Annotated in this window: 25 protein-coding genes; 17 read left to right on the top strand and 8 right to left on the bottom strand. The window is 56.0% G+C overall.

Annotated elements, in window-relative coordinates; translation table 11 throughout:
• Positions 1-22: 22 nt before the first annotated feature.
• Positions 23-640, top strand: coding sequence for a glutathione S-transferase family protein (locus tag ACW8F6_RS09180; RefSeq protein WP_491575563.1), 618 nt, complete (start codon positions 23-25; stop codon positions 638-640).
• 130 nt (positions 641-770) lie between these two features.
• On the opposite strand, the gene ACW8F6_RS09175 is transcribed toward ACW8F6_RS09180, so the two are convergent.
• The 5 genes from ACW8F6_RS09175 to ahpC all read right to left on the bottom strand — a co-directional run bounded on the left by ACW8F6_RS09175 (position 771) and on the right by ahpC (position 6,265).
• Positions 771-1,445, bottom strand: coding sequence for a UPF0149 family protein (locus ACW8F6_RS09175; RefSeq protein WP_491575562.1), 675 nt, complete (start codon positions 1,443-1,445; stop codon positions 771-773).
• A 39-nt stretch (positions 1,446-1,484) separates the two neighbouring features.
• The gene (locus ACW8F6_RS09170; protein WP_491575561.1) at positions 1,485-2,705 is read right to left on the bottom strand and encodes an alpha/beta hydrolase-fold protein; all 1,221 of its coding nucleotides are present in this window, start codon (positions 2,703-2,705) and stop codon (positions 1,485-1,487) included.
• Positions 2,706-3,006: 301 nt separating this feature from the next.
• The gene (locus ACW8F6_RS09165) at positions 3,007-3,780 is read right to left on the bottom strand and encodes a substrate-binding periplasmic protein (protein WP_491575560.1); all 774 of its coding nucleotides are present in this window, start codon (positions 3,778-3,780) and stop codon (positions 3,007-3,009) included.
• 248 nt (positions 3,781-4,028) lie between these two features.
• Positions 4,029-5,636, bottom strand: a complete 1,608-nt coding sequence (gene ahpF, locus ACW8F6_RS09160; RefSeq protein ID WP_491575559.1) for an alkyl hydroperoxide reductase subunit F — start codon at positions 5,634-5,636, stop codon at positions 4,029-4,031.
• 65 nt (positions 5,637-5,701) lie between these two features.
• A complete protein-coding gene (ahpC, locus tag ACW8F6_RS09155) occupies positions 5,702-6,265 on the bottom strand; it encodes an alkyl hydroperoxide reductase subunit C (protein WP_491575558.1) in 564 nt (187 codons plus the stop codon).
• Between the two features lie 211 nt (positions 6,266-6,476).
• On the opposite strand from ahpC, the gene ACW8F6_RS09150 reads away from it, so the two are divergent.
• The 12 genes from ACW8F6_RS09150 (at position 6,477) to ACW8F6_RS09095 (ending at position 20,415) form a co-directional block, all read left to right on the top strand.
• On the top strand, positions 6,477-7,385 hold the full coding sequence (locus ACW8F6_RS09150) for a hydrogen peroxide-inducible genes activator (RefSeq protein WP_491575557.1): 909 nt from the start codon (positions 6,477-6,479) through the stop codon (positions 7,383-7,385).
• A gap of 101 nt (positions 7,386-7,486) precedes the next feature.
• Entirely contained in the window at positions 7,487-8,485 is a 999-nt protein-coding gene (locus ACW8F6_RS09145; protein ID WP_491575556.1) for a 3-oxoacyl-[acyl-carrier-protein] synthase III C-terminal domain-containing protein, read from the top strand.
• Positions 8,482-9,315 carry an MBL fold metallo-hydrolase gene (locus ACW8F6_RS09140; protein WP_491575555.1) on the top strand — a complete coding sequence of 278 codons (834 nt, stop codon included), beginning with the start codon at positions 8,482-8,484 and terminating at the stop codon, positions 9,313-9,315. Before ACW8F6_RS09145 ends, ACW8F6_RS09140 begins: the two co-directional genes overlap by 4 nt.
• Positions 9,290-10,678, top strand: coding sequence for a F390 synthetase-related protein (locus ACW8F6_RS09135; RefSeq protein ID WP_491575554.1), 1,389 nt, complete (start codon positions 9,290-9,292; stop codon positions 10,676-10,678). The genes ACW8F6_RS09140 and ACW8F6_RS09135 overlap by 26 nt, the downstream gene beginning before the upstream one ends.
• A complete protein-coding gene (locus tag ACW8F6_RS09130) occupies positions 10,675-11,649 on the top strand; it encodes an NAD-dependent epimerase/dehydratase family protein (protein WP_491575553.1) in 975 nt (324 codons plus the stop codon). Before ACW8F6_RS09135 ends, ACW8F6_RS09130 begins: the two co-directional genes overlap by 4 nt.
• Positions 11,642-12,784: a glycosyltransferase gene (locus ACW8F6_RS09125; RefSeq protein ID WP_491575552.1), complete on the top strand. Its 1,143-nt coding sequence runs from the start codon at positions 11,642-11,644 to the stop codon at positions 12,782-12,784. The genes ACW8F6_RS09130 and ACW8F6_RS09125 overlap by 8 nt, the downstream gene beginning before the upstream one ends.
• Positions 12,785-12,833: 49 nt before the next feature.
• Positions 12,834-13,412 carry a hypothetical protein gene (locus tag ACW8F6_RS09120; RefSeq protein WP_491575551.1) on the top strand — a complete coding sequence of 193 codons (579 nt, stop codon included), beginning with the start codon at positions 12,834-12,836 and terminating at the stop codon, positions 13,410-13,412.
• 17 nt (positions 13,413-13,429) lie between these two features.
• Positions 13,430-14,689: a glycosyltransferase gene (locus ACW8F6_RS09115; RefSeq protein ID WP_491575550.1), complete on the top strand. Its 1,260-nt coding sequence runs from the start codon at positions 13,430-13,432 to the stop codon at positions 14,687-14,689.
• Positions 14,690-14,757: 68 nt separating this feature from the next.
• The gene (locus ACW8F6_RS09110) at positions 14,758-15,402 is read left to right on the top strand and encodes a glutathione S-transferase (RefSeq protein ID WP_491575549.1); all 645 of its coding nucleotides are present in this window, start codon (positions 14,758-14,760) and stop codon (positions 15,400-15,402) included.
• A 207-nt stretch (positions 15,403-15,609) separates the two neighbouring features.
• Positions 15,610-17,889 carry an NADP-dependent malic enzyme gene (locus ACW8F6_RS09105; RefSeq protein WP_491575548.1) on the top strand — a complete coding sequence of 760 codons (2,280 nt, stop codon included), beginning with the start codon at positions 15,610-15,612 and terminating at the stop codon, positions 17,887-17,889.
• Between the two features lie 418 nt (positions 17,890-18,307).
• The gene (locus ACW8F6_RS09100; protein WP_491575547.1) at positions 18,308-19,312 is read left to right on the top strand and encodes an esterase/lipase family protein; all 1,005 of its coding nucleotides are present in this window, start codon (positions 18,308-18,310) and stop codon (positions 19,310-19,312) included.
• A 29-nt stretch (positions 19,313-19,341) separates the two neighbouring features.
• The gene (locus tag ACW8F6_RS09095; protein WP_491575546.1) at positions 19,342-20,415 is read left to right on the top strand and encodes a lipase secretion chaperone; all 1,074 of its coding nucleotides are present in this window, start codon (positions 19,342-19,344) and stop codon (positions 20,413-20,415) included.
• 75 nt (positions 20,416-20,490) lie between these two features.
• Here the strand turns inward: ACW8F6_RS09095 and ACW8F6_RS09090 are convergent, their stop codons facing one another.
• Positions 20,491-21,099, bottom strand: a complete 609-nt coding sequence (locus ACW8F6_RS09090) for a hypothetical protein (protein WP_491575545.1) — start codon at positions 21,097-21,099, stop codon at positions 20,491-20,493.
• 240 nt (positions 21,100-21,339) lie between these two features.
• Between ACW8F6_RS09090 and yfbR the strand changes: the two genes are divergently transcribed.
• Entirely contained in the window at positions 21,340-22,017 is a 678-nt protein-coding gene (gene yfbR, locus ACW8F6_RS09085) for a 5'-deoxynucleotidase (RefSeq protein WP_491575544.1), read from the top strand.
• 42 nt (positions 22,018-22,059) lie between these two features.
• On the opposite strand, the gene ACW8F6_RS09080 is transcribed toward yfbR, so the two are convergent.
• The gene (locus ACW8F6_RS09080) at positions 22,060-22,542 is read right to left on the bottom strand and encodes a nuclear transport factor 2 family protein (RefSeq protein WP_491575543.1); all 483 of its coding nucleotides are present in this window, start codon (positions 22,540-22,542) and stop codon (positions 22,060-22,062) included.
• A 180-nt stretch (positions 22,543-22,722) separates the two neighbouring features.
• On the opposite strand from ACW8F6_RS09080, the gene ACW8F6_RS09075 reads away from it, so the two are divergent.
• Positions 22,723-22,974 carry a TIGR02647 family protein gene (locus ACW8F6_RS09075; RefSeq protein ID WP_491575542.1) on the top strand — a complete coding sequence of 84 codons (252 nt, stop codon included), beginning with the start codon at positions 22,723-22,725 and terminating at the stop codon, positions 22,972-22,974.
• On the opposite strand, the gene ACW8F6_RS09070 is transcribed toward ACW8F6_RS09075, so the two are convergent.
• The gene (locus ACW8F6_RS09070) at positions 22,971-23,525 is read right to left on the bottom strand and encodes a DUF1993 family protein (RefSeq protein ID WP_491575541.1); all 555 of its coding nucleotides are present in this window, start codon (positions 23,523-23,525) and stop codon (positions 22,971-22,973) included. The two genes, ACW8F6_RS09075 and ACW8F6_RS09070, sit on opposite strands and share 4 nt — an antisense overlap.
• Positions 23,526-23,740: 215 nt before the next feature.
• Between ACW8F6_RS09070 and ACW8F6_RS09065 the strand changes: the two genes are divergently transcribed.
• A complete protein-coding gene (locus ACW8F6_RS09065; RefSeq protein WP_491575540.1) occupies positions 23,741-24,238 on the top strand; it encodes a hypothetical protein in 498 nt (165 codons plus the stop codon).
• 69 nt (positions 24,239-24,307) lie between these two features.
• Positions 24,308-25,003, top strand: coding sequence for an alpha/beta fold hydrolase (locus ACW8F6_RS09060; protein WP_491575539.1), 696 nt, complete (start codon positions 24,308-24,310; stop codon positions 25,001-25,003).
• The last annotated feature ends 105 nt before the right edge of the window (positions 25,004-25,108 follow it).

Here is a 25,108-nt window from a genome sequence, read left to right as displayed (position 1 = left end):
ATAAACACATGGAGGATTTACTATGACAAAGATAAAAGTTTCGTATTTTGATGTGAATGGTGGGCGTGCAGAGCCCATTCGCCTGGCCCTTCATTGGGCGGGCATCGACTTCGAGGACCACCGCTTTCCATTCTCGGAGTTTGCCGAGGTGCGCAAAAATACGCCCTTCGGACAGGTGCCAACAGTAACCATAGACGGTGAAGTTATTACCCAATCTAACGCCTTGTGTCGCTACTTTGGTAAAAAGGCCGGCCTGTATCCCGCCGATGACTACCAGGCGCTGCTATGCGACGAGGTGATGGATGCGATCGAAGATGTCAGCCATAAAATTGTGGCGACTTTTGGCATGAGTAGCGATGCGCTTAAGACCGCCCGCGAAGCCCTGGTGACGGGTCCCTTCACTACCTATTTGAAATGGCTCGATGCCCGTTTAGCCAAGCAGGGCGGCGAATATTTCGCAGATAACCGCGTCACCATTGCAGATTTAAAGGTGTTTGTATTTGCCAAGTGGTTGGCGTCGGGCCAGCTGGATCACGTGCCGCAATTGTTGGTGCAGGAGGTGGCACCAAGGGTGGCAGCGCACACCGAGCACATGAGTCATCTGGAAAAAATTAAGCGCTACTACGAAAGCCGCCAGTGATCTTATTGCACCGGCAGCCGTAGGCTGCCGGTGTGATTATTACCATTGAATTGAAGCGATCAACAGTTCCTATTGGCATAGATAAATACTGACTATCGCTTTCATTTGGTATTCGGCGGTCAAAGTCGGGTTAATGTAGGCAGCACTGCTTAAATTTTTTACCACTGCCGCAGGGGCAGGGGTCGTTGCGGCCAACTTTTGGCCCGGTGCGAAGGGTGGGCGTCGGCGCTTCGGCGGGTAACCGCTGTTCGAGCCAATAGCGGTGTAGCATCATGGCGGCGAGTGTCAGTTCGCTGGCCATTTCTTCCTGGGCTTCTAGCCCATCAGTAATCAGCTGTTCGGCCACGTGCTGTAAGCTTTGTTGCTCGATGAGTGCCAGCCAATGGCTAAACTCATCGGGCAGCTCGGGCCAGTCGCCGATGAAAACGCCGCGCAAATAGCCCAGGCACCAAGGGGCTAGAAACCATTGATCGTCGGCTTCGGTGGCGCCCGGCAGGCTTTCAAACATGGGCTGAAAATCGCCCGGATTGTCCATTAATGCCTGGCTATTGCGGTTCATTGCGCGCATCAGTAATTCGAAAAATAGCTTCGCTTCTTGCTCGCTCTCCCAGGTTGGTTGATTCTCTTCATCACCCCAGATCCAGGGTAGCCACAGGCTTGGCATTATGGGATCTGGACCGGATACCAGCGCGGTTAGAAAGCCGTCCAATTCTGAAAAATCGGCTATGGACTCCTCTGAGCCGTACTTGTCCAGCATGGTGTCGACAAACGCCATATCGTCGTCGGTTAGGTTATCCGTTTGCATGGGAACTCCAGTGGTATCGGTGGGCAGGCTGGCAGTTGCTTAGGGCTCGAGTTCCCACCACTCCCAGCTTGCTAATTGGTGTTGCTTGGCAAGTGCCAGGGCATGTTGATGGTGTTTTTTAGCGAGCGCGTCTTGGCCTTGTGCATAATAACTTTTACTGAGCTGCTGATGCCAGTCGGCCTGCAGCTCTCCCTCGGCTTGCGCACCGTGTAACAGTTGCTGGGCCTTGGCGGGCCGGTCGGCTTTAAGCAGCGCCTTGGCGGCTTGTATCACCAGCTCGGTGTGGGATTCGGGAAATAGCTGGCGGGCTTTGGCCATAGCCTCGGGCAATTTATCCAGCTGCTGGGATGCCGCGAAATATTTACCCAGGGTATAGGCCTGCATCCAGTCAAATTGATAGCCCGCCCACTGGGACTGCTTGGCAACAAACAGGTCGAATACTTGCGAGTAATCTGCATGCTGCATTAACTCGCGCATGTCGATAAAGTGGTTGGGCGTTAAAAACGCCAGCCCGTCCATCAGCGCAGGTAGCGCGGTGCTGAAATGAGTTTCCTCTGGGTAGTGCTTAAAGGCCCAGCGCAGGGGTTGCGGGGCTTGGGTGTCCAGCGTTTCAACCAGTTCGCGCACGCCCATTTGCCGCTCGTTAGCCAGGGAAAGAAATAGCGGCGCATCGGGCGCGTTTTTACCGGCAAGGCGTTTGGCTGCTCGTGTTTGGATCGCGTAGTCATCAAACCACACGCTCGGGCTCATGGCGAGAAAGGCATTAAAGGGGCTATTGGTTGCCAGCCAGGACTGCAACACCGTGAGCCCGCCGAGCGAGAAACCCGCTAGGGCGCGATCGCCACTGGTGCGGAATTGGCGGTCGATGCGCGGTACCAGTTCCTCTGCCAGGTAACTTTGAAATACCTCTGCGCCGCCATAGTCTTGTTCGCCAGCAATCAACCAGGTAGACGTTTGAATGTAATCGGCCTGGCCGTTGGTGGCGACTCCGACGACCAGCAGCGGCGGAATTTTGCCCATGCGCGCTAAATTGCGGGCGGTTGCGGCCACATAGTCAAAGTGGAAGTCTGCATCTATTACATAGAGTGTTGGGTAGCGGCGTTTGTTTGCGTGGTAGCGCTCGGGCAAGGCCACCATCACGCGGCGCTGGTCGGCCATAATGGCCGAATCAAAGGTGTAAGTATGACCAAGAACGAGCGGAGTTTCGGCATACAGTGGTGCGCTCAGTAAAAACAATAGCAATACAACTCGGGGTTTCATTCGGACGCCCTGTGGGGAATAGATTTTTGGTCGGCAGAGTAACGGCCAATTCGCGTGCGCCGGTGACTAGCGCAGCTTAAAGGCTAAGTGTTGCAAAAACCAAGGCGTGCTGTCTAATCCTGCGAAGTGCTTAGGGTGTGGATACCGGTCGATTCTGCCGCGCTGTGGCCCTGAGTGAATGGTACTGCGGCGCTTGAGTGAGCTGGGCTGACGGTTTAAAAGGGGCGAAGGGGTAGTTGAGACATTGCGTTGGCAAGTTTAACAATGGGTAAATGACGTCTCGGTGGACGCCATGTGAGTCTTAGGTGGGAGCGGGCTGCCCGGCGGGTGGCTGTGAATTGGTGTCATCTTCCTGTTGGCTTGCGATAACGCGATTCAGTGCCGATTGGAACTGCTGGACCAGAGCGTCATCCACGTCGCGGCTGAATGCAAAATACAATTCGAATCGGTGCAGTACACCCACAATTTCAAAATCTGCCGGGTTTAAACCAGTGGCTGCTAAATTGCTCCACACCCCACCTTCGCCCGCAGCCCAGATGTCGATACGGCCAGTGTCCAGCATTTTGGCCGCCTGCTTCGGCAGCACAGTCAGCGTGACAACCATGGTTTCTAAATCTAACTTGCGCAAATAGTGTTCGGCGGCGTCCTCCCGCTGAGCACCCACGGTGTAAAAGTTCAATTCCTGCAACGACGATAAGGAAATTTTGCGCGCTTTTTTCGCCACTAAGACCAGTCGGTTCTCGTCGATGGGGCCGGCCCATTTGAATAAGTTTTCGCGCTCGGGCATCCGGTAGACAGAAAACAATACGCGTCCCGGACCCGAGAGCGTATCGCGGTAGGCGCGCGCCCAAGGCAGCACCTGGACGTCCGAGCGGCTGACAGGGGCACCCGCCAGGCGCGTGGTGCGCTCGAGCAGATCGACAGCCTTGCCCTTGAGTTCACCCTTGTCCAGGTAATTGAGTGGCGGCGAGTCGTCTGCCAAGTAGGTCAGCTGGCTTAAGGTTTGGCTATGGGCGTGCGGGGTTAAGACGACGGGAAGTAAAAGTAAACAGGTGGCAATGGCGTACTGCAACATAACACTTAATGGCTCAAGGTGATGAGGTGGGCTATTCCATTGCGCTCGGGAGCCATGCTACAGGGCGTCACTAGGGTATGGCCAGATACCGATGCAATCGTGGGGTTACAGCGGTGCTATCCATTTAAAATCTGGTACTTTGGTGCTAATTGTTTGTGGGCGGGTAATGTATAAAAAAACCGGGCCATTGGCCCGGAGCAAGGGTGCTTAAGGAAAGCGGTGAGTCAGCGACAGTGGCCGCTAGCGGTTTAGGAGGCTTGCGCCAGAGCGTTCTGACCCTGGCTGCTATACAAGCTTTCCAGGCGATCGCTCTCTTTGATCAGATAGTCGAAGGCCGAGAGGGAGGCTTTGGCGCCTTCGCCCATGGAAATCACGATTTGTTTGAAGGGCACGGTGGTGACGTCGCCGCAGGCATATATTCCCTGCACTGATGTTTGGCAGCGCTCGTCGATAACGATTTCACCAAAGCGCGTGCGCTCTACCAGATCGCCCAAGAAGGCGCTGTTTGGCACCAGGCCAATTTGCACAAAGACGCCCTGCAGCGGCAAGGTGTGCTCCGTTTGCGTGGCGCGGTCTGTGTAGATCAGCGCATTGACTTTGCCGTCTTGGGCAGTAATTTCTTTGGTGGCCACATTGCGGTGAATGGTGATGTTGGCTTTGCTTTGTGCCTTATCCACCAGCACCTTATCGGCCTTTAGTGTGGGCATGAATTCAAACACAGTCACCGATTTGACAATGCCTGCGAGATCCAGCGCGGCTTCTATTCCGGAGTTACCACCGCCGATCACGGCCACATCTTTGCCTTTGAAGAAAGGGCCGTCGCAGTGGGGGCAGTAGGCCACGCCGGCGCCAATGTTTTCTTTCTCACCGGGTATGCCCAGCTCGCGCCATTTGGCGCCGGTGGCCACTATCACGGTTTTGCTGTGAATTACTTCACCCGACGACAGAGCAATTTCTTTAATGTCTGCGCCGCTCACCTGGTTCACTTTGAGGTGCTCTTTCAGAGTGATGTCGTATTCGTTCATGTGCGCCTGCAATGCACCGGCCAATTCGGGGCCCGTGGTTTTGCGTGTGCCAATCAGGTTTTCAATGTCCATGGTGTCTTTTACTTGGCCGCCAACGCGATCGGCAATCAAGGTGACTTTTAAACCTTTACGGGCACTGTAAATGGCAGCGCTAACGCCCGCCGGACCACCGCCAATGACAGTGACATCCTGCAGTGGCAGGGGCGGTTCATTGCTGGCTTGTGCAAGGCCTGGGTAGCGTGCGATCAGTTTTTCGATCAAAGCGGCGGCGTCTACCTTGCCATTGGCGAATAATTCGCCGTTCAGGTACACGCTGGGCACGCCCTGAATGTCGCGCGCTTCTACCAGCGATTTAAACAGGCCGCCGTCGATCATCTCGCTGCTAATGTGCGGGTTAATCAAGGCAAACTGGTTGAGTGCTTGCACCACGTCGGGGCAGTTGTGGCAGCTCAGGCTGATAAAAACTTCAAAGTGCAGGGGTTCCTGCACGCGCTGAATCAGGTTTTGCAGGCTGGCGTCCAGTTTGATGGGGGTGCCAGCCGCTTGCAGCACCGCTAAAACCAGCGAGTTAAACTCGTGGCCGCCAGGGATGCCGGAAAATTGTATGCCCGTGCTTTTGCCGCCTACTTCCAAGGTAAAGCTGATGGGGCTGCGCAACTGCAGGTCACGCTCTGCGAGGGATAATTGTGGGCTGACACCGGCAAAGTCGGTCAGGAACTGAACCAACTCTGCGCGTTTGTTGTGTTCGCCGGTTTGCAGCACAAAGGTAACGGGTTGCTGTAGGGCGGCGGTGTACTGTTTTAAAGCGTTGAGAAGTTCTGGGGTTAACACAATGTTGCTCCTGTGTTGGTCAGTGCTGACATAGCAGGGCTCGCTTGAGCCCTGCGCACGCTCGATTAAATTTTGCCGACTAAATCCAGAGAGGGCGCCAAAGTGGCTTCGCCTTCTTTCCAGGCGGCTGGGCACACCTGGCCGGGGTTGTTAGCCACAAATTGCGCCGCTTTTACCTTGCGCAGTAGATCTTCAGCGTCGCGACCGATGCCCTCGGCGGTAATTTCCATGGCCTGAATCACGCCCTCTGGGTCCACCACAAAGGTGCCGCGATCGGCTAGACCCTGGTCTTCGCGCATAACGTCAAAGTTGCGTGTGATTTTGCCGGTGGGGTCGCCAATCATGGTGTACTGGATTTTGCCAATGGTGTCAGAGGCGTCGTGCCAGGCCTTGTGGGTGAAATGGGTGTCGGTGGAAACCGAGTAGATTTCGACGCCGCGCTTTTGGAACTCGTCGTAGTGATCGGCAATGTCACCCAGCTCCGTGGGACACACGAAGGTAAAGTCGGCGGGATAGAAAAAGAATACCGACCATTTACCCTGCAGGTCTGCATCGGTGATATCGATAAAGTCGCCATTTTTAAAGGCAGTGGCTTTAAAGGGTTTGATTTTGGTGTTGATCAGGGCCATTGGGCGCCTCCTTGTGGTGTCGTTAGGATTCAGTTGAGAACGGGGTTCACTATAGGGATAGGCTATTGATTGGTAAATTTTAATAAATTGTACTTTATGTTCTAAAAAATAGATGATGCTGGGGAGTTGTGCACTGAGGCCCCCTTGGGTCTAACAGAGTGCGGGCAATCCAGCCCGCTAGGGGCGGTGCGCTAATAATGAGGGACTTTCAATGATATCTATCAAACAATTGACCTATGCGTTGGCGGTGGAGCAATCGCTGCATTTCAAGAAGGCGGCGGAGGCTTGCAACATCAGTCAGTCGGCGTTGAGCACGGCACTCAACGAGTTGGAAAAACAACTGGAAGTGCAGATATTTGAACGCGATAACAAGCGGGTTCTGGTGACACCTATCGGCCAAGAGGTGTTGCGGCGGGCCGAGGCCATCATTCAGCAGGTGCGCGACCTCACATGCCTGGCCGACAGCCAAAAAGCCCCCTTGAGCTACCCACTTTCTGTCGGCCTGATTCCCACCATTGGCCCCTATCTGTTGCCCAGAATATTGCCGGTACTCAATCGAGATCACCCGGCCTTTGCGCTGACCGTAGTAGAGGAGCAATCCCATGTATTGGTGGAAAAAGTGCGCGCCGGTGAAATCGACACCGCCGTGCTGGCGCTGCCTTTCCCCCACGAGGGGTTGCTTGCCTTTGAGTTTTGGGCAGAGGACTTTTACTGGGTGGCCCATAAAAGTCAGGTGAAAAATAACCAGCGCGAAATAACCAGCCATGAATTAGATCAGGCTAAGTTAATGTTGTTGAAAGATGGGCACTGCTTAAAAGAACACGTTTTAGAGGCCTGCAAGCTGGGCGAACAGTCGGCCAACCACGGCTTTGGCGCCACCAGTTTAAATACCTTGATACAAATGGTGGTGGGTAAGTTGGGCTCCACGCTGGTGCCTGCCATGGCCCTAGAGTCGTTGATCGAGCACAACGATCAGTTGTCGGCCGTGCACTTGAAGGAGCCGGGTCCACACCGGCGCATAGCGTTTATTGTGCGACCCAACTATTCGCGCCTAGCCAGCGTAGAAGCGTTGATGCAACTGTGCCGGCAGGCGCTGGAAAGCACACAAAGCCCCCGTTAAGCGGTGCGGCGTGATAGAGTTGCGTGGAACAAATGGCGATTGGAGTGGCGTAACATGGGCCCGAATTTCACACCGGACACAGCGCGGCAAGGCCCTGACAATTGAGCCGGCCCTGTGTCCCCCTGCGGGTGGTCGCGTCGGCAACCTATTTACCCGAGCAGCGCGTAACCTCTGAAGAATTGGATAGGCAGCACGCATTGCCGGCGGGCACAGTGTTTGCGCGCACGGGTGTTGCCAGCCGCTACTACGCGGGGCAAATGAGCGCCGCGCAGATGGCGCGCAAGGCGTTAGACGAGGCTTTGGCGCGAGCTGATTTGGACTTGGCTGATATCGACTGCCTGATTGCGGCCTCGGGTACCCAAGAGCAGGCGATTCCCTGCAATGCGGCAAAAATTCTTGCCCAATACGGCGGCGCGCCCGCGCTGGCGGGTTTCGATGTCAATATGACCTGTCTCAGCAGCTTGTTGGCCGTGGACTTAGCGGCTAGCTTACTGGCCAGTGGGCGCTACCAACGCATTGCCATTGTTGCCAGCGACGTCGCTTCGGTAGGCTTGGACTGGCGCGATGTGGAAGTGGGCGGCCTGTTTGGCGACGGTGCCGTGGCGCTAATCGTGCAGACCGCCGAGACGCCGGGTGTGGGCATTCTGGCATCGCTGTTTCGCACCTATCCCGAGGGCAGTGAGCTGTGCCAAATAAAAGGCGGCGGCAGTTTGTATCACCCGTCGCGAGTGGCGGGAGACTACAAGGACTACGGCATGTTTCGCATGCAAGGGCGCGCGCTTTTTCGGCAAACCAGCCAGGTTATTCACCCGTTTTGTGCGCAACTGTTAGAGCGGGCCGGCCTGACCTTGGCCGACGTGCAATGGGTGGTGCCGCACCAAGCGAGCGGTATGGCGCTGCAACATTTAATTAAGAAATTCGGTTTTGATCCCCAGCGTGTGGTGAATCTGTTGGCGGAGCGGGGCAATCAGATTGCCGTGTCGATACCGTCGGCTTTGCACACTTTGCTGCACAACTATCCCGTCCAATCGGGCGATCGGGTGCTGTTGGTGGGCACTTCGGCCGGCTTAAGCCTGGGCGGTTTGGTATTGCAGTTATGAGCTTTGAATTACTGCAAGTGGGTCACTGTTTTCACCCCGAGGCGGTGGTTGTGCGCGGGGGCTCTTGGCGCGCGCAACGGTTCCCGGCCATAGTGGGCTTGTTAAAGCACCCCACTAAGGGCTACGTCCTATTTGATACCGGCTATGCGAAACATTTCCTTGCGGCTACAGCGCCCATGCCCGAGCGCTGCTATCGCTGGCTAACGCCCATGCACCTGTGCGACAAGCAGCAATTGCTTGCGCAGTTGGCTAGTCGTGGTATTGCGCCGGAGGACATCAAACACATCTTCATTTCGCACTTTCACGCAGACCATATCGCCGGGCTGCTCGATTTTCCGTCGGCGCGCTACCTGTGCTCGCGTTCTGCACTTGCGGCGTTCAGGCGCTTGCCGCGATTGGCGGCGCTTTTGAAAGGCTATTTGCCTGCGCTCTTGCCTCCAGATTTTGATCGGCGTGTGACCTTTATCGAAGATCAATTGGCCGTTGCACTGCCGGCTGCTTTGGCACCTTTTCGGCAGGGCTACGATGTGTTTGGCGACGGTGCCTATTTGGCGGTATCGCTGCCGGGGCACGCGCACGGGCACTACGGCTTGTTGTTTGCGCGCGCGCGTAACGCGATTTTTTTAGTGGGCGATGCGGCTTGGACGCGCGCGGCGTTCACCGAGTCGCGCGCACCACACTGGCTGGCGGGCTTAATCTTGAGCGACAAGGCGCAGTATCACCAAACACTTTGCGAGCTGGCGCAACTATACGGTACTAATCGCGAATTGCAGATCATTCCAGCACACTGCCAGAAAAGTTACGATGCTTTTGTTGCGCAAACTGACTAACTCCCTTGCCTGCTTAGTTGCATTTTTACGCGGTTACTGGCGCGGAAAGCGCAGTGCAAGATTGACGCGCACCGCTATTCAACGCATCCAACGCCAAGGGTTTCGGCGTTTGGTTAAGCGGGTGTTAAGCCGCAGCCCGTATTATCGGGTCGTGGCAGCGTATTCATTGACGCAATTTCCTGTAATAGACAAAGCACAGATGTTGGCCAGTTTTGACCAGATCAATACCGTGGGATTGAGCTTGGCGGCCTGCGAACGACAGGCGCAAGCCGCTGAAAGCTCGGGGGTAGTGCCGCCTTTAGGGGCGCAGGGCGATGTAGCCGCGGGCTTTTCATCGGGCACCAGCGGACGGCGCGGTATTTTTATTACTCGGCCGCAGGAGCGGGCCGAGTGGGCGGGTTATATCATTGCGAAAAACTTACCCTGGCGTTGGCGGCCGCAGAAGGTGGCGCTGGTTTTGCGCGCTAACAATGCACTTTACCAGTCGTCACAGGGCTATTTTATTCGCTTTCGTTTTTTTGATTTGCGCCAACCTTTAACGGCGCTTGCAGCCGCCTTGGTGGATTTCTTGCCGGATGTATTGATTGCGCCCGCGCAGGTGCTCGGTGCACTGGCCGATACGGGTATCGCTATTGCACCGCATAAAATTATCTCGGTGGCGGAAGTGCTTGAGCCGGATGTCAAAGCTCGGGTAACTCAGCACTTTAATGTTCCGGTGTCTGAAATCTATCAGTGTACCGAAGGTTATTTAGCATCGACCTGTGCACAGGGGCGCCTGCATTTAAACGAGGATATTGCCATCATTGAAAGGCAGTGGTTGGATGAAGACAGCGGGCGATTTGTGCCGATTATTACGGATCTGCGCCGCCGCTCGCAGCCAATGGTGCGCTTTCGCTTGGATGACATTTTAGTGGCGTCCACTCAGCCCTGTGAATGCGGGTCGGCCATGGCGGTGATCGAGAAAATTGAGGGGCGTTGCGACGATAGCCTTTGGCTACCCGACCGAGCCGGCCTGTGGCGGCCCGTTTTTCCCGATGTGGTGCGGCGCGCGATGTGGTCCTGTGGATTATCGCAATACCGTATTGAGCAGCGGGGCGCCGTCTGGCAGGTCTGCTATAGCAGCAATCAACCGACGCAGGCGGTACAGCGCGTACGCCAACACCTGGCTGATTTGGCTGATCGTTTGGAGCTGAACTTGCCACAGTTAGAATTTAGTCCGCTTGGTGTGCACGACTTCCAGCAAAAGCACCGGCGCCTGGCCTGCGTGCGGCGACCGGCACCCGCCATTGAATTATTACAGCCATTAGGCGAAGGCATAGCCTGCACCAGTTCGATGCAATCAAGGAGCGATCAAACGCAATGACACATCACAAACAACAGCCCACGCGGATACTCATCACCGGTGCCTCGGGCTTTGTGGGCGGCGCCTTTATGCGGCGCTTTTCTGGACGCGAGGATCTGCTGCTGCACGGCGTGGCGCGCCGACCGATGCCTTGGTCTAACAGTACGCAACTGGACTTGACGCGCGAATTTTCACTGGATTTTACGCCCGATGTGGTTATTCACGCGGCGGCCCATGTGTCGCCCTGGGGCAGCGCTCGAGAATTTCGCGAGAAAAATATCCTAGCGACGGAAAATGTTATTAATTTTTGTCGCCAGTCCGGTATGCCAAAGTTAATTTACGTGTCGTCGAGCTCGGTGTTTTATCGCGATGCTCCCCAATTAAATATCACGGAGCAGAGCCCCATCGGCCCCGACTTTATTAACGACTATGCGGCCAGTAAATATGCCGGTGAATTGCGCGTGGGCGACTACGAAGGTGACAGTGTCATTCTGCGGCCAAGAGCAATTTTTGGCCCCGGTGACACGGTATTATTTCCGCGAATTTTAGCTGCTGCCAAGCGCGGTCGGCTGCCGCTATTTGACAGCCCAGCGGGGCCAGCCGTAGGCGATCTGATTTACATTACCACTCTCTGTGACTATTTGCTTAAGGCAGCATTAACGCCGGCCATTACCGGTGCGTACAATTTGACCAATGCAGAGCCGGTGGCGTTTCAGGCATTGCTGCTGGATGTTCTGCAGCGTCTGGGGCTGCCCACACCCACGCGGCGATTGAAAGTGCAGCACGCCATGTGGCTTGCCGGCGCCTTAGAAGCCATCTATCGCTGTTTTCGAATTACCCGAGAGCCACCGCTGACTCGCTATGGCGTCAGTGTCCTGGCGCACAGTAAAACCTTTGATGTGCGTAAAATGCTTGCCGATTTTGGGCCGCCGTCCGTCTCGCTGGCGGCCGGAGTGACAGAGTTTATCGAGAGTCAGCGCGACGATGATTAGTGCCGTCCTGTGCCTACTTTACCTGCTGTTGCTGGTGGCAAAGTCGTACAGTGCGCACGCCTACGGGCGTCAGTTTAAGGTGCGGCATTTTGACGGCGACCTTCGCACGGTGGCGTTGTTGCAACCAATACTCTCGGGTGACCCCGGGCTGCCTGAAATGTTGGAACACAATCTTAAGCGCCTGCCCCTGGTGCATTTTTACTGGCTAATCGACAAGGACGATCTGGTGGCGCAGGCGATTGCGCAGAAGTTACAATTGGCTCACTGTTTGGTGCGTATTAGCGTGCGTCTTTTTGATGCTGCGCCCGAGGGCATAAACCCCAAGGTATTTAAGTTGGCGCCGGCGTTGGACGCCTGTTCCGAGCCTTGGGTGGTGGTGCTGGATGACGATACTCAATTGACCGACACCACCTTGCGCGCGCTATTAGGAGCGCTCGACGATGCAGATTTGGCCACTGGGTTGCCACACTATTTGCCTGGGGCTAATTTTGCCTCCGGGCTACTGGCGACCTTCGTAAACAATAATGCCGCCATGACTTACCTGGCCACGCTGCCCTACATGGCGCCGGTCACCATCAATGGCATGTGTTACGCATTCCCGCGCGACACCTTATTGGCCTGGGGCGGCTTCACCAGCATTGCCCATCATTTAACGGATGATCTGGCTCTGGCAGAAAAAGTGATGCAGGAAGGGGGGCGCATTGCACAGCTTCCCCATCGCCAACAGTTGCAAACCCAGCTGGGTGGCATGGCCGATTACTTTTCGCAGATGCACCGCTGGTATCTGTTTGCCCAATTGCTGTTCAGCCGCAAGAATTTGCGCATACGAAGCGCGATGTTGATTCTGTACGGGTTGCCCTCCTTGCTATTGTGGGGGCTGTTGGTCGCTGCGCTTAGTGCGCCTGGTTGGGTGTCGGCGGTGGCAGTCTCGCTCACGCTCGTCGTGCGCCATTGGCTATTGCGCAGCCATCAGCCAAAGGGCGAGTCGCTGGACTTTTGGGTGTCGCTGCTGTCTGAGGGATTGCAGCCCTTGCATGTCCTGCACGCCTGTATAAGCCGCACCATACGCTGGCGCAGTCGGCGCTATCGCGTTGAGCGCAGCGATTGTTTTCACGCGCTGCCCGCCAAGCTGTGATGAGCGCGTGTCGGGTGCCGCGCATGCACCGAGTGAGGGTATCTGGCCTATGACCGTCGGTATTGCCTTTCTCACCGGTCAAAGTGATCCCGGTTGCTGCGCGCTCAGTCCTCAGCAACTGGCTTTTGGTAAAGCTTTGCAATCGCGCTGTCCGGGCACAGAGCTGGTGGCCACAAACTTTCCGTACGCGCACCAGACACCGCCCCATCGCACTGTGCCTTTGTGGCGAGCAAGCCTGGCCAATACGCGCCAGTATTTGGCCGCCCGCCGGTCAGATTTTGCGCTCATCCACCGACCCGCTGTTACGCAGTGTTTTGATCACTATTCACAGGTGTTAATTCTGGCGGGCAGTTGTGGGTTGGCCCTGTTGAATGCGCTGCAGTTACCTGAAGCCTATCGGCACAAACTGTGGGTGCTGGCCTATGGTCCGGTTGCCAAGGCGCGAGGGCCCTGGCAGGGGGCATTGGTGCAGGGCCGACGCGACCGTTTATCGCGTTGGTATTTCAGCGAGGTCGACCATCTAGTTAATGCTGGTCATATGGATTATTTAGTCGGTGATGCCTTGCTGGAGATTGCAGTGGCGGCCCTGAGGCAATGGCAGGCATCGCTTGGCAGTAACAATCAATGAACCAATAGGGAATGCGCATGGTCGCCCGCGTGGATTTATTAGCGCCGCCTTTTAAAGGGCATTTACACCCGGTGTTGGCCATGGGCCGGCAACTGTCGCGCGCCGGTTTTGACGTATGCATTTTGTCGACGCCGGCGGCGGAGGCAGATATTCGCGCGGCGGGCTTGGCCTGCCAGCTATTGACCGCCATAGACGACGAGGCTCTGATGGCCGTGGTGAATCCGCCCTATGCAATCAAAGCCGCGCCACACAAATTGGCGCGCCAATTTAGCCAGGTCATGGGGATGTTTGCGGCCTTGGCCGAGCAGTTGGAGGCGCTGTATCGGCACCGGCAGGTGGATTTATTAATTGCCGATTTTACGCTGGCGCCAGTGGGCCCGATTGCGGCGCGCCAGGGGCTGCGCTGGTGGACAAGTTTGCCGTCGCCCTGCGTTTTAGAATGTGTGGATGGTCCGCCCGCGTATTTGGGCGGCTGGGCACCCGCGCAGCACGCGCTTGGTCGCCTGCGCAACTGGCTTGGGCGTCGGCTGGTGCGGTTTTTTAAACGCACGGTATTTTTTCTGTGTCGGCGCGCAATCCAACGTTTGGGTGTAACGCAAGTGTATCGGCCAGATGGCACTGAAACCATTTATTCGCCCGAGCGCATTTTGTGTTTGGGCGATAGAGCCTTTGAATTTCCGCGCACTTGGCCCGCCGCCTGCGCGTTTATTGGGCCACAATTGTATACGCCACCACAGACGTGCGCGCCGCCGCCCTTTGTACCGGGACAGCGCCATATGCTAGTGACACTGGGTACGCACTTGCACTGGCACAAAGTTGCGGTTTGGCAGCAGCTAGTGCAACTGGCGCCGGCGTTACGTGGTTGGCAGATCCATTTTACCGAAGGTCGCGCCGCTGACGCACCAGCTGAACGTGCCGACGCCAAGGGGCGATGTGTGCGTTTAGCATATGTCAATTATGCCGAACACCTGGCAAGTTACGATTTGGTCGTACATCACGGTGGCGCAGGTATTATGTATCACTGCTTGCAACGAGCCATTCCCTCGGTGGTATACCCGGTCGATTACGACCAGTTTGATCACGCGGCGCGACTGCACGCCCAGGGACTGGCAATCTGGTTGCACAAGTTACCGGATCTTGGGGAGGCCATTGCGCACGCCTTGCGGCCCTCGGTGAAAGCCGCATTGGATAACTACCGTCTACACCGTCAGCTTCCCACCGATCTCGTGCGCCTGGTGAGCGATGCGCTCGCAAGACCCGTGCGTCACCAGCCCTAGCGTTGTTGCCGCCGTGGAAGGGCCGTTACAATGGCTGCTGACTGTGCACTCTGCCCTGCGAATTATTTATGACATTGCCTGTTTTGTATTCGTTCCGACGTTGTCCCTACGCCATGCGCGCCCGATTGGCGTTATTGGCCGCGGGTGTGACTGTGGAATTGCGCGAAGTACTGTTGCGCGCCAAGCCCGAGGCGCTCGTGCAGGTGTCGCCCAAAGCCACGGTGCCGGTACTGGTGCTGACTAGTGGAGAGGTGTTGGAGGAAAGTCGCGATATTCTGACCTGGGTGGCCCGTCATCACCCACAGCACCCTATGTTTTGTTCGGTCACCGAGCGGACACTGCAGTGGGTGGACGCCAACGACGCGGAATTTAAACCCTGGCTGGATCGCTACAAATACGCCGATCGCTACCCAGAACAGTCGCACAGCTACTACCGGCAACAGGGTGAGTTGTTTCTACAACAATTAGAAGATCGTTTGAGTGATAGCGGTGGCTACTTAACAGGCGCTCGGCCAAGCGCCATTGATTTGGCCGTTTTTCCTTTTGTGCGCCAATTTGCCCACGTGGATCGCACTTGGTTTGACGTCAGCCCCTATCCGCACTTGCGCGGGTGGTTATCGGACTGGCTGGCGTCCGATCTGTTTGCCGCCGCCATGCAAAAGTACCCGCCCTGGACTGCGGCCCAAAACCCGCTGCGCTTTGGGTCTGCCTGATACGCGGCTGCGACCCGTAATTACACCCGGGCGACACGGGCGCCAAACTGGACCCATATCCCTTGGCCATGTGGCCCATTTCAGGTACCTCTTGGGGTTAGGAGCGGGCGCCAGTCAATGCTATTCTGTAGGGCTTTACGGCCGACCAAAGACGCCAGTACGGCGCCCATTCAAAGGCGCTAAAGCGATTGCATACCAGAGGTTTTCATGTCAGATGATCGTCAGTCACCCAGCCGCCACCCGGCGCTGGATTACCACGAATTTCCTAAACCCGGCAAACTGGAAATTCGCGCCACCAAACCCTTGGCCAATGGCCGCGACTTAGCGCGCGCCTATTCGCCCGGTGTCGCCGAGGCGTGCATGGAAATTGTGGCCGATCCGGCGGCGGCGGCAAAGTATACCGCCCGCGGCAATTTGGTGGCCGTGGTGAGCAACGGGTCTGCTGCGCTGGGGCTTGGCAATATTGGCCCGCTGGCGTCCAAGCCCATTATGGAGGGCAAGGCGGTATTGTTTAAAAAGTTCGCCAATATCGATTGCTTCGATATTGAGGTGAATGAATCGGACCCAGAAAAACTGGCGGATATTGTCACGGCACTCGAGCCCACGTTCGGCGCGATCAACCTAGAAGACATCAAGGCGCCTGACTGTTTTGTCGTCGAAAAATTATGCCGCGAGCGCATGAACATCCCGGTCTTCCACGACGATCAACACGGTACCGCCATTGTGGTAGGCGCTGCTGTAACCAATGCGTTGTTTGTGGCGGAAAAAGCGTTTGAAGACATCAAGGTGGTATCGACCGGCGGTGGCGCGGCGGGCATTGCATGCCTGAACATGTTGGTCAAGCTGGGCGTGAAGCGCGAAAATATCTGGCTGTGCGATATCGATGGCCTGGTCTATGAAGGGCGCACCAGCCAAATGACCGAGCAAAAAGCGGCCTTTGCCCAGGCCAGCGAGCTGCGCACCCTGGACGATGTGATAGGCGGCGCGGATCTCTTTTTGGGGCTGTCTGGGCCCGGTGTACTAACGCCTGCCATGGTGAAAAAAATGGCGCCCCGTCCTATTATTTTCGCGCTGGCCAACCCCACGCCCGAAATCATGCCCGATCTGGCGCGCGAGGCCAGTCCCGACGCCATTATTGCCACTGGTCGCTCGGATTTTCCGAATCAGGTCAACAACGTTTTGTGCTTTCCGTTTATTTTTCGCGGCGCGTTGGATGTTGGCGCCACAGAAATTAACGACGCCATGGAAATTGGCTGCGTCGAAGGTATTGCGGCGCTCGCGCGTGCCTCCACCAGCGCCGAAGCCGCCGCCGCTTATAAAGGTGAAAACCTGAAGTTTGGCCCCGAGTATCTGATTCCAAAACCTTTCGATCCGCGCCTGCTGGCGACGGTGGCCTGCGCGGTGGCCAAGGCGGCCATGGAAACCGGTGTGGCGGCGCGTCCCATCGACGATCTCAATGCCTACAAAGAGACGTTAAATCGCTCGGTGTTTAAATCCGCATTGATCATGCGCCCGGTATTTGATGTCGCGCGCAGTGCCGTGCGGCGGATTATTTTTGCCGAGGGTGAAGACGAGCGCGTGTTGCGCGCTGCACAGGCCATCACCGAGGAGATGAACCACAAGCCGATTTTGATCGGGCGTCCCGAAGTGGTCGAAAGTCGCCTGGAACGCTTTGGCATGCACATTAAACCGGGCCGGGATTTTGAACTTATCAATCCCGAGCACGACGAGCGCTACAGCGATTACTGGGCCAGCTATCACCGTTTGATGCAACGCAAGGGCGTAACCCCGGACTTGGCAAAGGTAATTATGCGCACTAATGCCACCGCCATCGCCGCGGTGGCTGTGCAGCGTGGTGACGCCGACAGCATGATCTGCGGTACCTTTGGTCAGTACCTGTGGCACTTGAATTATGTGCAACAAGTGCTGGGCACAGATAAGCTGCGTCCAGTGGGTGCGCTGTCGCTTATGTTGCAGGAAAAAGGCCCGTTATTTATTGCCGATACCCATGTATTTCCCGAGCCTACGCCGGCGCAGGTGGCCGATATCGTGATTGCCGCGGCCCGCCACGTTCGCCGCTTTGGTTTAACTCCTCGCATAGCGCTTTGCTCGCAGTCGCAGTTTGGCAACATGCAATCTAAGTCCGGCGACACCATGCGCGCAGCCATTGCGCTTCTGGATGCGCAAACACTGGATTTCGGCTACGAGGGCGAAATGACGTTGGATGTCGCGCTGGACCCAGAATTGCGCGAGCGAATATTCCCCCATGCGCGCTTCAGCGAGCCGGCCAATGTGTTGGTGTTTGCCAATGCCGATGCCGCCAGCGCCGCGCGAAATATTCTAAAAGTGTGTGCCGACGGTTTAGAAGTAGGGCCCATTTTAATGGGCATGGGTAACAAGGCTCATATTGTCTCTCCCACTATTACGGCGCGCGGTCTATTAAACATTGCCGCGCTGGCCGGCACCCCGGTGCACAATTACGGCTAGTGGTATTTCCCCGCCACAGGGCCCAGTCGGGCCCTGTTTTTTGAGCGCACTTTGTGGCGTGTGTCGGCGTTAGTATCGGTACTCCCGTGAGATCTGCTCGTTATTTTTTTGAGTAAGAGTGTTACATTTTTTATCGATTGGGAACACGGAGAAGTTGACTCGTAGGTCACAGTTTCTTTCGGTAACAGTGACTATAGCGTCACAAAAATTGTCGCCGAGAAATTGTGTTCAAGGAACGTCATGGCTATTGTTTCATCACTTTCTTGCGGCCGACGTGGGCGATAGGTGAAGTAACTGCAGTGCGAAAACACCACGGCAAGTTGTTGAGGTACAGGCTGACAGGAGGTGAGCAATGACACCTTGAGCGCGCCAGCGCGTATCAATGTGCAAAAAAATAATAATACAAAAGGACACCGCTATGACTCTGAGAAACCTCAGTTGCAGGCTAATTGCCTCATGCACACTCATCGCACTAACGGCATTAGTCGCGCTTCCCGCGCACAGTGCCGACAACTCCGGCAATACCCAGCATCCCATAGTACTCGTACACGGCCTTTCAGGTTTTGACAGCATTCTCGCCGATTATTTTTACGGTGTGAAAAGCGCGTTGCGCTCTGTGGGTGCCACCGCTGTTTACACACCACAAGTAACAGCTTTTGCCAGCAACGAAGCGCGCGGCGAAGAGCTGCTCGCCTATGTGGAAAACCTGTTGGCGGTCACCGGAGCGCAGAAAGTCAATTTGATCGGCCATTCACAAGGCGGCCCAACGGCGCGCTACGTGGCTTCTGTGCGACCGGATTTAGTCGCATCAGTCACCTCGGTGGGGTCGCCACATTTTGGCTCGCCTGTGGCGGATTTACTGAAAGATTCGCCGCTCGAAGGCCCGGCCATGGCGATCGGTAACGCTGTAGGTGCATTGTTAGCCGCGCTATCGGGCGACAGTTCACAAAAGCAGAATGCACTGGGTGCACTGAAATCTTTAAACACCCAGGGGGCAAAGGCCTTTAATGCGATGCACCCGCAGGGCTTGCGTCAAGGAAGCTGTAAACAAACGCCCAGCTACAATGCTGGTTCTTGGTGGTGGCCCAATTACGTGAAGGATTACTCCGTCAACGACGGTCCCCGCAAAGTCAATGGCGTGCGCTATTACTCCTGGAGCGGTACCTATACGCCGGCGTTTGATTCCAATGTATTAGACCCTGCCGACGCATTGTTGGGACTGACGTGGCTGTCGATTGGCGAGGCCAACGACGGCCTGGTGGGGCGTTGTTCCTCGCACATGGGCCAAGTGATTCGCGATGACTATACGCTCAATCACACCGACGAAGTGAACGGCATGTTTGGCTTGCGCGGTCTTTGGTCCACTAATCCTGTGCAACTTTATGTGTCGCACGCGCGCCGGTTGAAGGCGGCGGGACTTTAAAGACTGCATGCGAGCAAGGTGGAATTGATATGGCGTTTTCTTGGCGGGGGTGTGTCTTTGTACTGCTGGTGTTGGTGTTGGTATTGGGGGTGCACGGGTTAACGCGCCCCCAGGCCACGCCAATTGCGGCGCCTTCGCCAAGTGCGGTAACCCCCTTGGCCACCGGTGCAGAGCCGGTGGCTTCCGCTGAGCAATTAGCGCAGGTGGTTGCGCAGGCCAGCGCGCCCGACATTGCCTATACGGCATTTATTAACACCTTGCCGGTTTCGCTAGCGGATGTGCCGCGGCCGTCGCCCTTGACGCTTGATGACGATGGCCAGTTGGTGGTTGATAGCGCATTGCGCAATCTTTTTGAATACTACCTGACCGCCTTGGGCGAAGAGCCGTTAGAGCATGTGATTGCGCGGATCAAGCACGATCTGACAACTCAATTGCCGCCCGCAGCTCAGGCGCAAGGGCTGCAATTGTTGTCTGCCTATGTGCAATTTCGCAACCATCAAGGTGTATTGAAAAATGATTTTGAACAACAGTCTGGTGGTACATCGTTCAACTTAACCACAGTTCGAGAATTGATTGTGGCCGAGCGCCAGGCGCGTGCCACTTTTTTCAGTGACGAACACAGTCGTGCATTATTTGGCGATGAAGACGATACACAGGATTACCTTTTAGCACGGCTTGCAATTACCAACGACGATAGCCTTTCGGCGGCCGAACGCACTGAACAATTGGCGCGCCTGGCTGCCGAGGCGCCGGCCTCTGTGCGCCAGTCGGAGGCGGCCGATAAACTGGCCGAAACCGTGGCCGCGGACGATCTACTGCTGCAGTCCTTCGCCGACGATCAGGCGGTTTTGTCGGCGCGCAGAGCCGAGTTTGGCGAGGCGGCGGCTGCGCGCCTGCAGGCGCGCGATCGACAGCGAGCGGACTGGCAGGCGAGAGTGGCGGCCTATCGAGTTGAATTGCGAGCACTGCAAGGTGCTGCTGATGAAATTCCCGATCCGACCTTACTGGCCCAGTTGCGGAATTATCACTTCAGTGGACCCGAGCGCATTCGTATTGCCGCGCTCGATAAGTTGGAGTTGGGGCTGGCTACTACTGCACAATGATTGCTTGCGATAGCCGGCGGCGCCCTGGCAGCCAATCGTTTATCTAAGGGCACTTCGAGAAAAGTGCGCGCTCGTTTAGGCGTCGAAGGCAAATTCGCCATCCCCAAACAAAAAGGGTGTATCGGCGTACCCCACTATCTCAAAAACCGGTAATGCATTGGTTGTTGCCTGACGGCCAAATTGCTCGTCTGACGGGGCTTTGGGGCTGGCCCGCAGAATGAGTTGTACATGCCGCTCGGCCGGTGCGCGAAACAGCAAGGTTTGGTGCTGACTGGCATCGACGGCGACAAATGCGAGGTAGGGCGTGAAGGCTACCGCTGGATTCGCGTGGTTGGCCGAGGGGTAGGTGAGTGGGTAGCCCGTCAACACCCCGTCGGGGGTTTGGTCGATCCCCAGCCAGTGATCGGCGCCGGGATTTAAGGCGTGTTTTAGGTGCGTAATGGCCGCCCCGGCAATCAGTTTTTCCGATTGTAAATACCTTGGTACTGCGGCGGCACTCACGCCAAAGATGACGATACGCTGCTCGCCAAACACCGGGTGTTGGCGTGTGTAGACCGACTCCGCAGCAGGGGATGCCGTAGCGATAGGTGCGCGCTCGGCTGCGCAGCCACCCAACAGCACACAAATGGCCACAACACTGAAAGTAATCACATTGAAATATAAAGCCCAAGGTCGCTGATTCATGTTTTTTCCACTAATTGATGTCTGTGGCGGCCAGTCTATGGGCCTAAAGCTGAATCAAAGCTGAAGTTTGGTCACCATTTTAATTGCGCGTCGGATTGCTGCAGTGGGTGTCCCGCGCATTGCCGCTTTAGCCGCGGCATGGTGTCTGTGCACAGGTATTGAGATCAGCAAATACCAAGCTGTTGATCATTTTTTGAGCGACGCGACGGGCACTTCTCAATTGCCGCCAGGGCGCCTACAATGGCGTTTTTACTGGAGGAATATACAGTGTTTAAGCGAAGCCATTTTTTTGCCTATATCAGCAAAATTCGCTGGATTGTGCGCTGGGGATTAAAGCGCAACGCCATAGCGGAAAATGTGATGGAGCACAGCTGGGAGGTCTCTGCCATTGCCCACGCGCTGGGTATCATCCGCAACCGCGTCTATGGTGGCAACGTAGATGCCCAGGCCATTGCCACTGCAGCGCTGTACCACGACTGCAGCGAAGTCATTACTGGCGATATGCCGTCGCCCATTAAATACCACTCCGCCGCGATTCAGCAGGCCTACAAGGCCATTGAGCACGAAGCCGAGCAAGAGCTGGTGGCGCTGTTGCCCGAGGTCCTGCGCGAGGACTTCGCCAACTTCATGTTGGAGTCGCGCCTGCCTGCGGAGCACCGTCAGTTGATCAAGGCGGCGGATACCTTGTCGGCCTATTTGAAATGTCAGGCAGAGCTGGCAACGGGCAATCAGGAGTTCAGTAAAGCGGCCGAGGACATTGCCGAGCGTTTGTCCGCCTACCAGTTGCCAGAGGTGAACTACTTCCTCAAAGTGTTTGCCCCCAGCTATCAGCTGACCCTTGATGAATTGCTCAATAACGAAGGCAAGGCCAGTAAATTATCCGATGTGGAAAAGGTGCTGATGGCGGGCAACGGCTAGCCCGGTCAGATTGGCGCCTTGGGCGAGCCCACGATAGGCGAGTTACTCTGGGTTACTGGTGGGAATCTTGGTGGCCTGCCACGCCACAGCCCGCCACTGGCCATCCCGTTTCGCAAAGGTGCCCGTGTTGTAGTAAGCCTGGCGGCTCACCTTGCCGTTGTCGTTTGTTTCGCCCATTAAGCGAAAGGCCACGACGGCGGTTTTACCATACATGTTGATGGTGACATCTTCGGCCCAATAGCGGTGTGTAACGGCAACCGCTGAGTTCTCTGGCGCGGCGGATAGACCTGCCATCAGTGTCGCTTTGCCAAATCGCTGGCCGCTGGAGCTGGTGTAAATCAGGTCATCTGCCCAAAAGTTATCGTGGCTGGCTCGGTCATTGGTACTGGCGCCCTGTAAAAAGGCGTCGAGTTGCTGGCGCAGTTTTGCAGAGTCGCTAGGCTCGGCCAAGCCTGGTAGGGCGAGCGCGAACAACAGAATGGCCAACAGCGGGCGCTGGCACCAATTTTGGGTGGAATAGGGCATCTAGGCCTCCGATTACATGTGCGAGGTGATTTGCGCAAGGTGGGGCGAGTCAATACCGATTCGCCGTTATTTTCAGCTTAAGGCTAGCTTGCGATAGCCCTTGGGTTCAAGGGGTGGCTGGTCAGCTGCGCGCAAGGCTGCTACTGTCAGGCCATAACAACAGACACATAGAGGTTAACCATGGCGCTATCGGCACAATTGCAGGACGAATTTAATTTACTGTTACAGTTTGACCTCAGCAGTTCCCTGGCGGGTTTAAAAGTACATAGCCAGGCCTCGCCCCAGTCCATTGCCGCCGCGCGGCGCCTGTTTGAAAAAGGCCTGGTAGACCATGTGGATGGGGGCTATTTGACGGCGTTGGGCCGAGAGGCCGCAGAGCATTTACAGGCTGCGCACCGGATACTCAAAGCACCGGCTACCGCAACCACCTAAACAAAGTGAAAATCTGGGGCGTAGCGGTGAAAGCCGTCAAAATCGCCCTTGCTCAAGGGCACGCCTTCGCGTCGCAAAATGGCATAGACCATGGACACGTGAAATAAAAAGTTTGGCAGTGCGTAGTGCTGTAGGTACTCGTGCGCCGACAGCGACAGTTGGGCCTCGCCCGCCTGTGTTTCTATCCTGCGCGTTGCGTCGAAATCAGTTTGGGCTAATTGTGCCAGGGCGCGCTGGCAGTGCGCCAACCACCCCAGCAGCGAGGCGACATCCTTCAAATCGTGTGCGAGCGCCGGAACCGGTTGGCCCGCGAGCGGATAACAGGCGCGCAGGGCAAAGCTCGCCGCTGTGGTGATTTGTTGCGCCACGTCAAACATGTGAGGGGCCAGTGTCGCAGAGAGCAGGGCCTTGGTTCGATGTGGGTCTGTCGACGCGCTTTGCAGTTTGCGGACTATGTGGCCAAGTTGCTGCAGGTAGCGTTGAAAAACCGGCACCGAAGCCTGGTACAGTTGCTGTTCGCAGGTGTAGGGGGTGAGCTTGTCGCTTGTCATGATAAGGGCGCCGGCGTCGAACTAAAAAGGCCGCAAATTGTACGTTAGGGGTGCGGCGGCAGTCGATAATTGTGTTTCTTCCTTTTAGCAGCCATCTTTTGATCACTAATTGATATACCTCAATGTTTCACATTGCTCGCCTGCTAGCGTTAAGCTTTCAAGCGGCTTCCTGCTGGGGGCTGCCATCCAACGGTTATCCAAAGAAGGAAGGCGCTATGAGCGATGCATTGAACGAAGAGGCTAAAAACACGCGCAAGAAATTAGCAGATTTATTGGGCGCAATGAAAGAGCAGTTTCAACATGCCGATGACGCGGTAGCGTCGCTTTGGCAAACTGCTGGTCGAAAATTATCGGGTTTGGATTCGCGCCTGGATGAGGCCACTGAAAACCTCTCGCACGCAGGAGATGAGGCAAGGTTGCAGGCACATCTTGCTGTAATGGAAGTTAAAACAGCCTGGGATGCCGGCAGTAAAGCCATGGACGCCTTCGCACAGCGCAGCGCGCGAAACGCCAAAACGCAAATTGATCACGCGGCTGTACAGGCACATCTCGGCAAAATGGAGGTGGTCAGCTATCTTGACGGCCCGGGTCGAGAGCTGGCGAAACGTTTTAGTCACGCCACGCAGCAAGTCGAGCAGGACTCCCTGGCGGCATTGCGCGAGATGGGCAAGCATATGGATTCCATTGCGCAACACATGCGGCGCGAGGTATAGCCGGCCAGCAACAAGTGTGACACTATTTGCGTCCCTCTTGCTAAATATTCAGTTGACGGTCGAATAGTCATGCGCGCAGACACCGTTTATTTTATTCCTGGCACCCAGTGCAACGAACAATTGTGGCAGTGGCTTTGGCCGGAATTAACTGAACTGAATTGTGTACACCTCTCCATTCCTATGGCCAGTTCGCTCACCCATGCTGTGGCGCAATTACTAGATCAGCTGCCGGATCACCCTGTGAAGTTATTTGGGTTTTCTCTGGGCGGCTACTTGGCTGCATCGCTGGCTGTCGCCCAGCCGGCGCGTATTGAGCGCTTGATGATTTGCGCCAACAGTGGTTGTGCGCTTCCCAGTGCTGAAGTCAGACAGCGACAACAGCTTTTGCACGCCATTAAACGCTTTGGCTACCGCGGATTACACGACAGTAAAATCGCTCAAATGGTGGCGCCAGAAAATCTGTGGCGTGTAGCAATTGCAGAATGTATGCGGGCCATGGATAAGTGCCTGGGTGTGGAAAATCTTATTAACCAGTTAACAGTAACCAGTGGGCGCAGCGATTTGCTAGACCCGCTGGCCATGCTGTCTATCCCCATTGTGTACTGCTATGGCGATCGAGATCAGCTGGTCGATCGCGCCTGGGTGGCGGCGCTTGAACAGCGCAACCCCAAGGTATCCCAAACACTGATATCGGGCTGTGGACATATGTTGCCGCTCGAGCAACCGCAGGCCTTGGCGCAGAAAATTCTTGCCTGGTGTCGGTGACGGCGAACTATACTGAAAACGTAGCCAGTTGAGGCTAACGCTTGAACGTATCTGTGTTGTCAGCGCGAGCGCTGATCGTTCAGATATCTACCTTCATCTTGCCAA

It is taken from the genome of Simiduia sp. (assembly GCF_058345725.1).
This window is presented reverse-complemented; position numbering and strand designations above follow the sequence as displayed.

Excerpts from the sequence above, each read along its gene's own strand:
- ACW8F6_RS09095 (WP_491575546.1), top strand. The coding sequence starts at position 19,342 with ATGGCGTTTTCTTGGCGGGGGTGTGTCTTTGTACTGCTGGTGTTGGTG.
- ACW8F6_RS09105 (WP_491575548.1), top strand. The coding sequence starts at position 15,610 with ATGTCAGATGATCGTCAGTCACCCAGCCGCCACCCGGCGCTGGATTAC.
- ACW8F6_RS09070 (WP_491575541.1), bottom strand. The coding sequence starts at position 23,525 with ATGACAAGCGACAAGCTCACCCCCTACACCTGCGAACAGCAACTGTAC.
- ACW8F6_RS09135 (WP_491575554.1), top strand. The coding sequence starts at position 9,290 with ATGCTTTTGTTGCGCAAACTGACTAACTCCCTTGCCTGCTTAGTTGCA.
- ACW8F6_RS09150 (WP_491575557.1), top strand. The coding sequence starts at position 6,477 with ATGATATCTATCAAACAATTGACCTATGCGTTGGCGGTGGAGCAATCG.
- ACW8F6_RS09140 (WP_491575555.1), top strand. The coding sequence starts at position 8,482 with ATGAGCTTTGAATTACTGCAAGTGGGTCACTGTTTTCACCCCGAGGCG.
- ACW8F6_RS09065 (WP_491575540.1), top strand. The coding sequence starts at position 23,741 with ATGAGCGATGCATTGAACGAAGAGGCTAAAAACACGCGCAAGAAATTA.
- ACW8F6_RS09080 (WP_491575543.1), bottom strand. The coding sequence starts at position 22,542 with ATGCCCTATTCCACCCAAAATTGGTGCCAGCGCCCGCTGTTGGCCATT.
- ACW8F6_RS09120 (WP_491575551.1), top strand. The coding sequence starts at position 12,834 with ATGACCGTCGGTATTGCCTTTCTCACCGGTCAAAGTGATCCCGGTTGC.
- ACW8F6_RS09125 (WP_491575552.1), top strand. The coding sequence starts at position 11,642 with ATGATTAGTGCCGTCCTGTGCCTACTTTACCTGCTGTTGCTGGTGGCA.
- ACW8F6_RS09100 (WP_491575547.1), top strand. The coding sequence starts at position 18,308 with ATGACTCTGAGAAACCTCAGTTGCAGGCTAATTGCCTCATGCACACTC.
- ACW8F6_RS09175 (WP_491575562.1), bottom strand. The coding sequence starts at position 1,445 with ATGCAAACGGATAACCTAACCGACGACGATATGGCGTTTGTCGACACC.
- ahpC (WP_491575558.1), bottom strand. The coding sequence starts at position 6,265 with ATGGCCCTGATCAACACCAAAATCAAACCCTTTAAAGCCACTGCCTTT.
- ACW8F6_RS09110 (WP_491575549.1), top strand. The coding sequence starts at position 14,758 with ATGACATTGCCTGTTTTGTATTCGTTCCGACGTTGTCCCTACGCCATG.
- ACW8F6_RS09165 (WP_491575560.1), bottom strand. The coding sequence starts at position 3,780 with ATGTTGCAGTACGCCATTGCCACCTGTTTACTTTTACTTCCCGTCGTC.
- ACW8F6_RS09090 (WP_491575545.1), bottom strand. The coding sequence starts at position 21,099 with ATGAATCAGCGACCTTGGGCTTTATATTTCAATGTGATTACTTTCAGT.
- ACW8F6_RS09075 (WP_491575542.1), top strand. The coding sequence starts at position 22,723 with ATGGCGCTATCGGCACAATTGCAGGACGAATTTAATTTACTGTTACAG.
- ACW8F6_RS09180 (WP_491575563.1), top strand. The coding sequence starts at position 23 with ATGACAAAGATAAAAGTTTCGTATTTTGATGTGAATGGTGGGCGTGCA.
- ACW8F6_RS09060 (WP_491575539.1), top strand. The coding sequence starts at position 24,308 with ATGCGCGCAGACACCGTTTATTTTATTCCTGGCACCCAGTGCAACGAA.
- ACW8F6_RS09130 (WP_491575553.1), top strand. The coding sequence starts at position 10,675 with ATGACACATCACAAACAACAGCCCACGCGGATACTCATCACCGGTGCC.
- yfbR (WP_491575544.1), top strand. The coding sequence starts at position 21,340 with ATGGCGTTTTTACTGGAGGAATATACAGTGTTTAAGCGAAGCCATTTT.
- ACW8F6_RS09170 (WP_491575561.1), bottom strand. The coding sequence starts at position 2,705 with ATGAAACCCCGAGTTGTATTGCTATTGTTTTTACTGAGCGCACCACTG.
- ACW8F6_RS09115 (WP_491575550.1), top strand. The coding sequence starts at position 13,430 with ATGGTCGCCCGCGTGGATTTATTAGCGCCGCCTTTTAAAGGGCATTTA.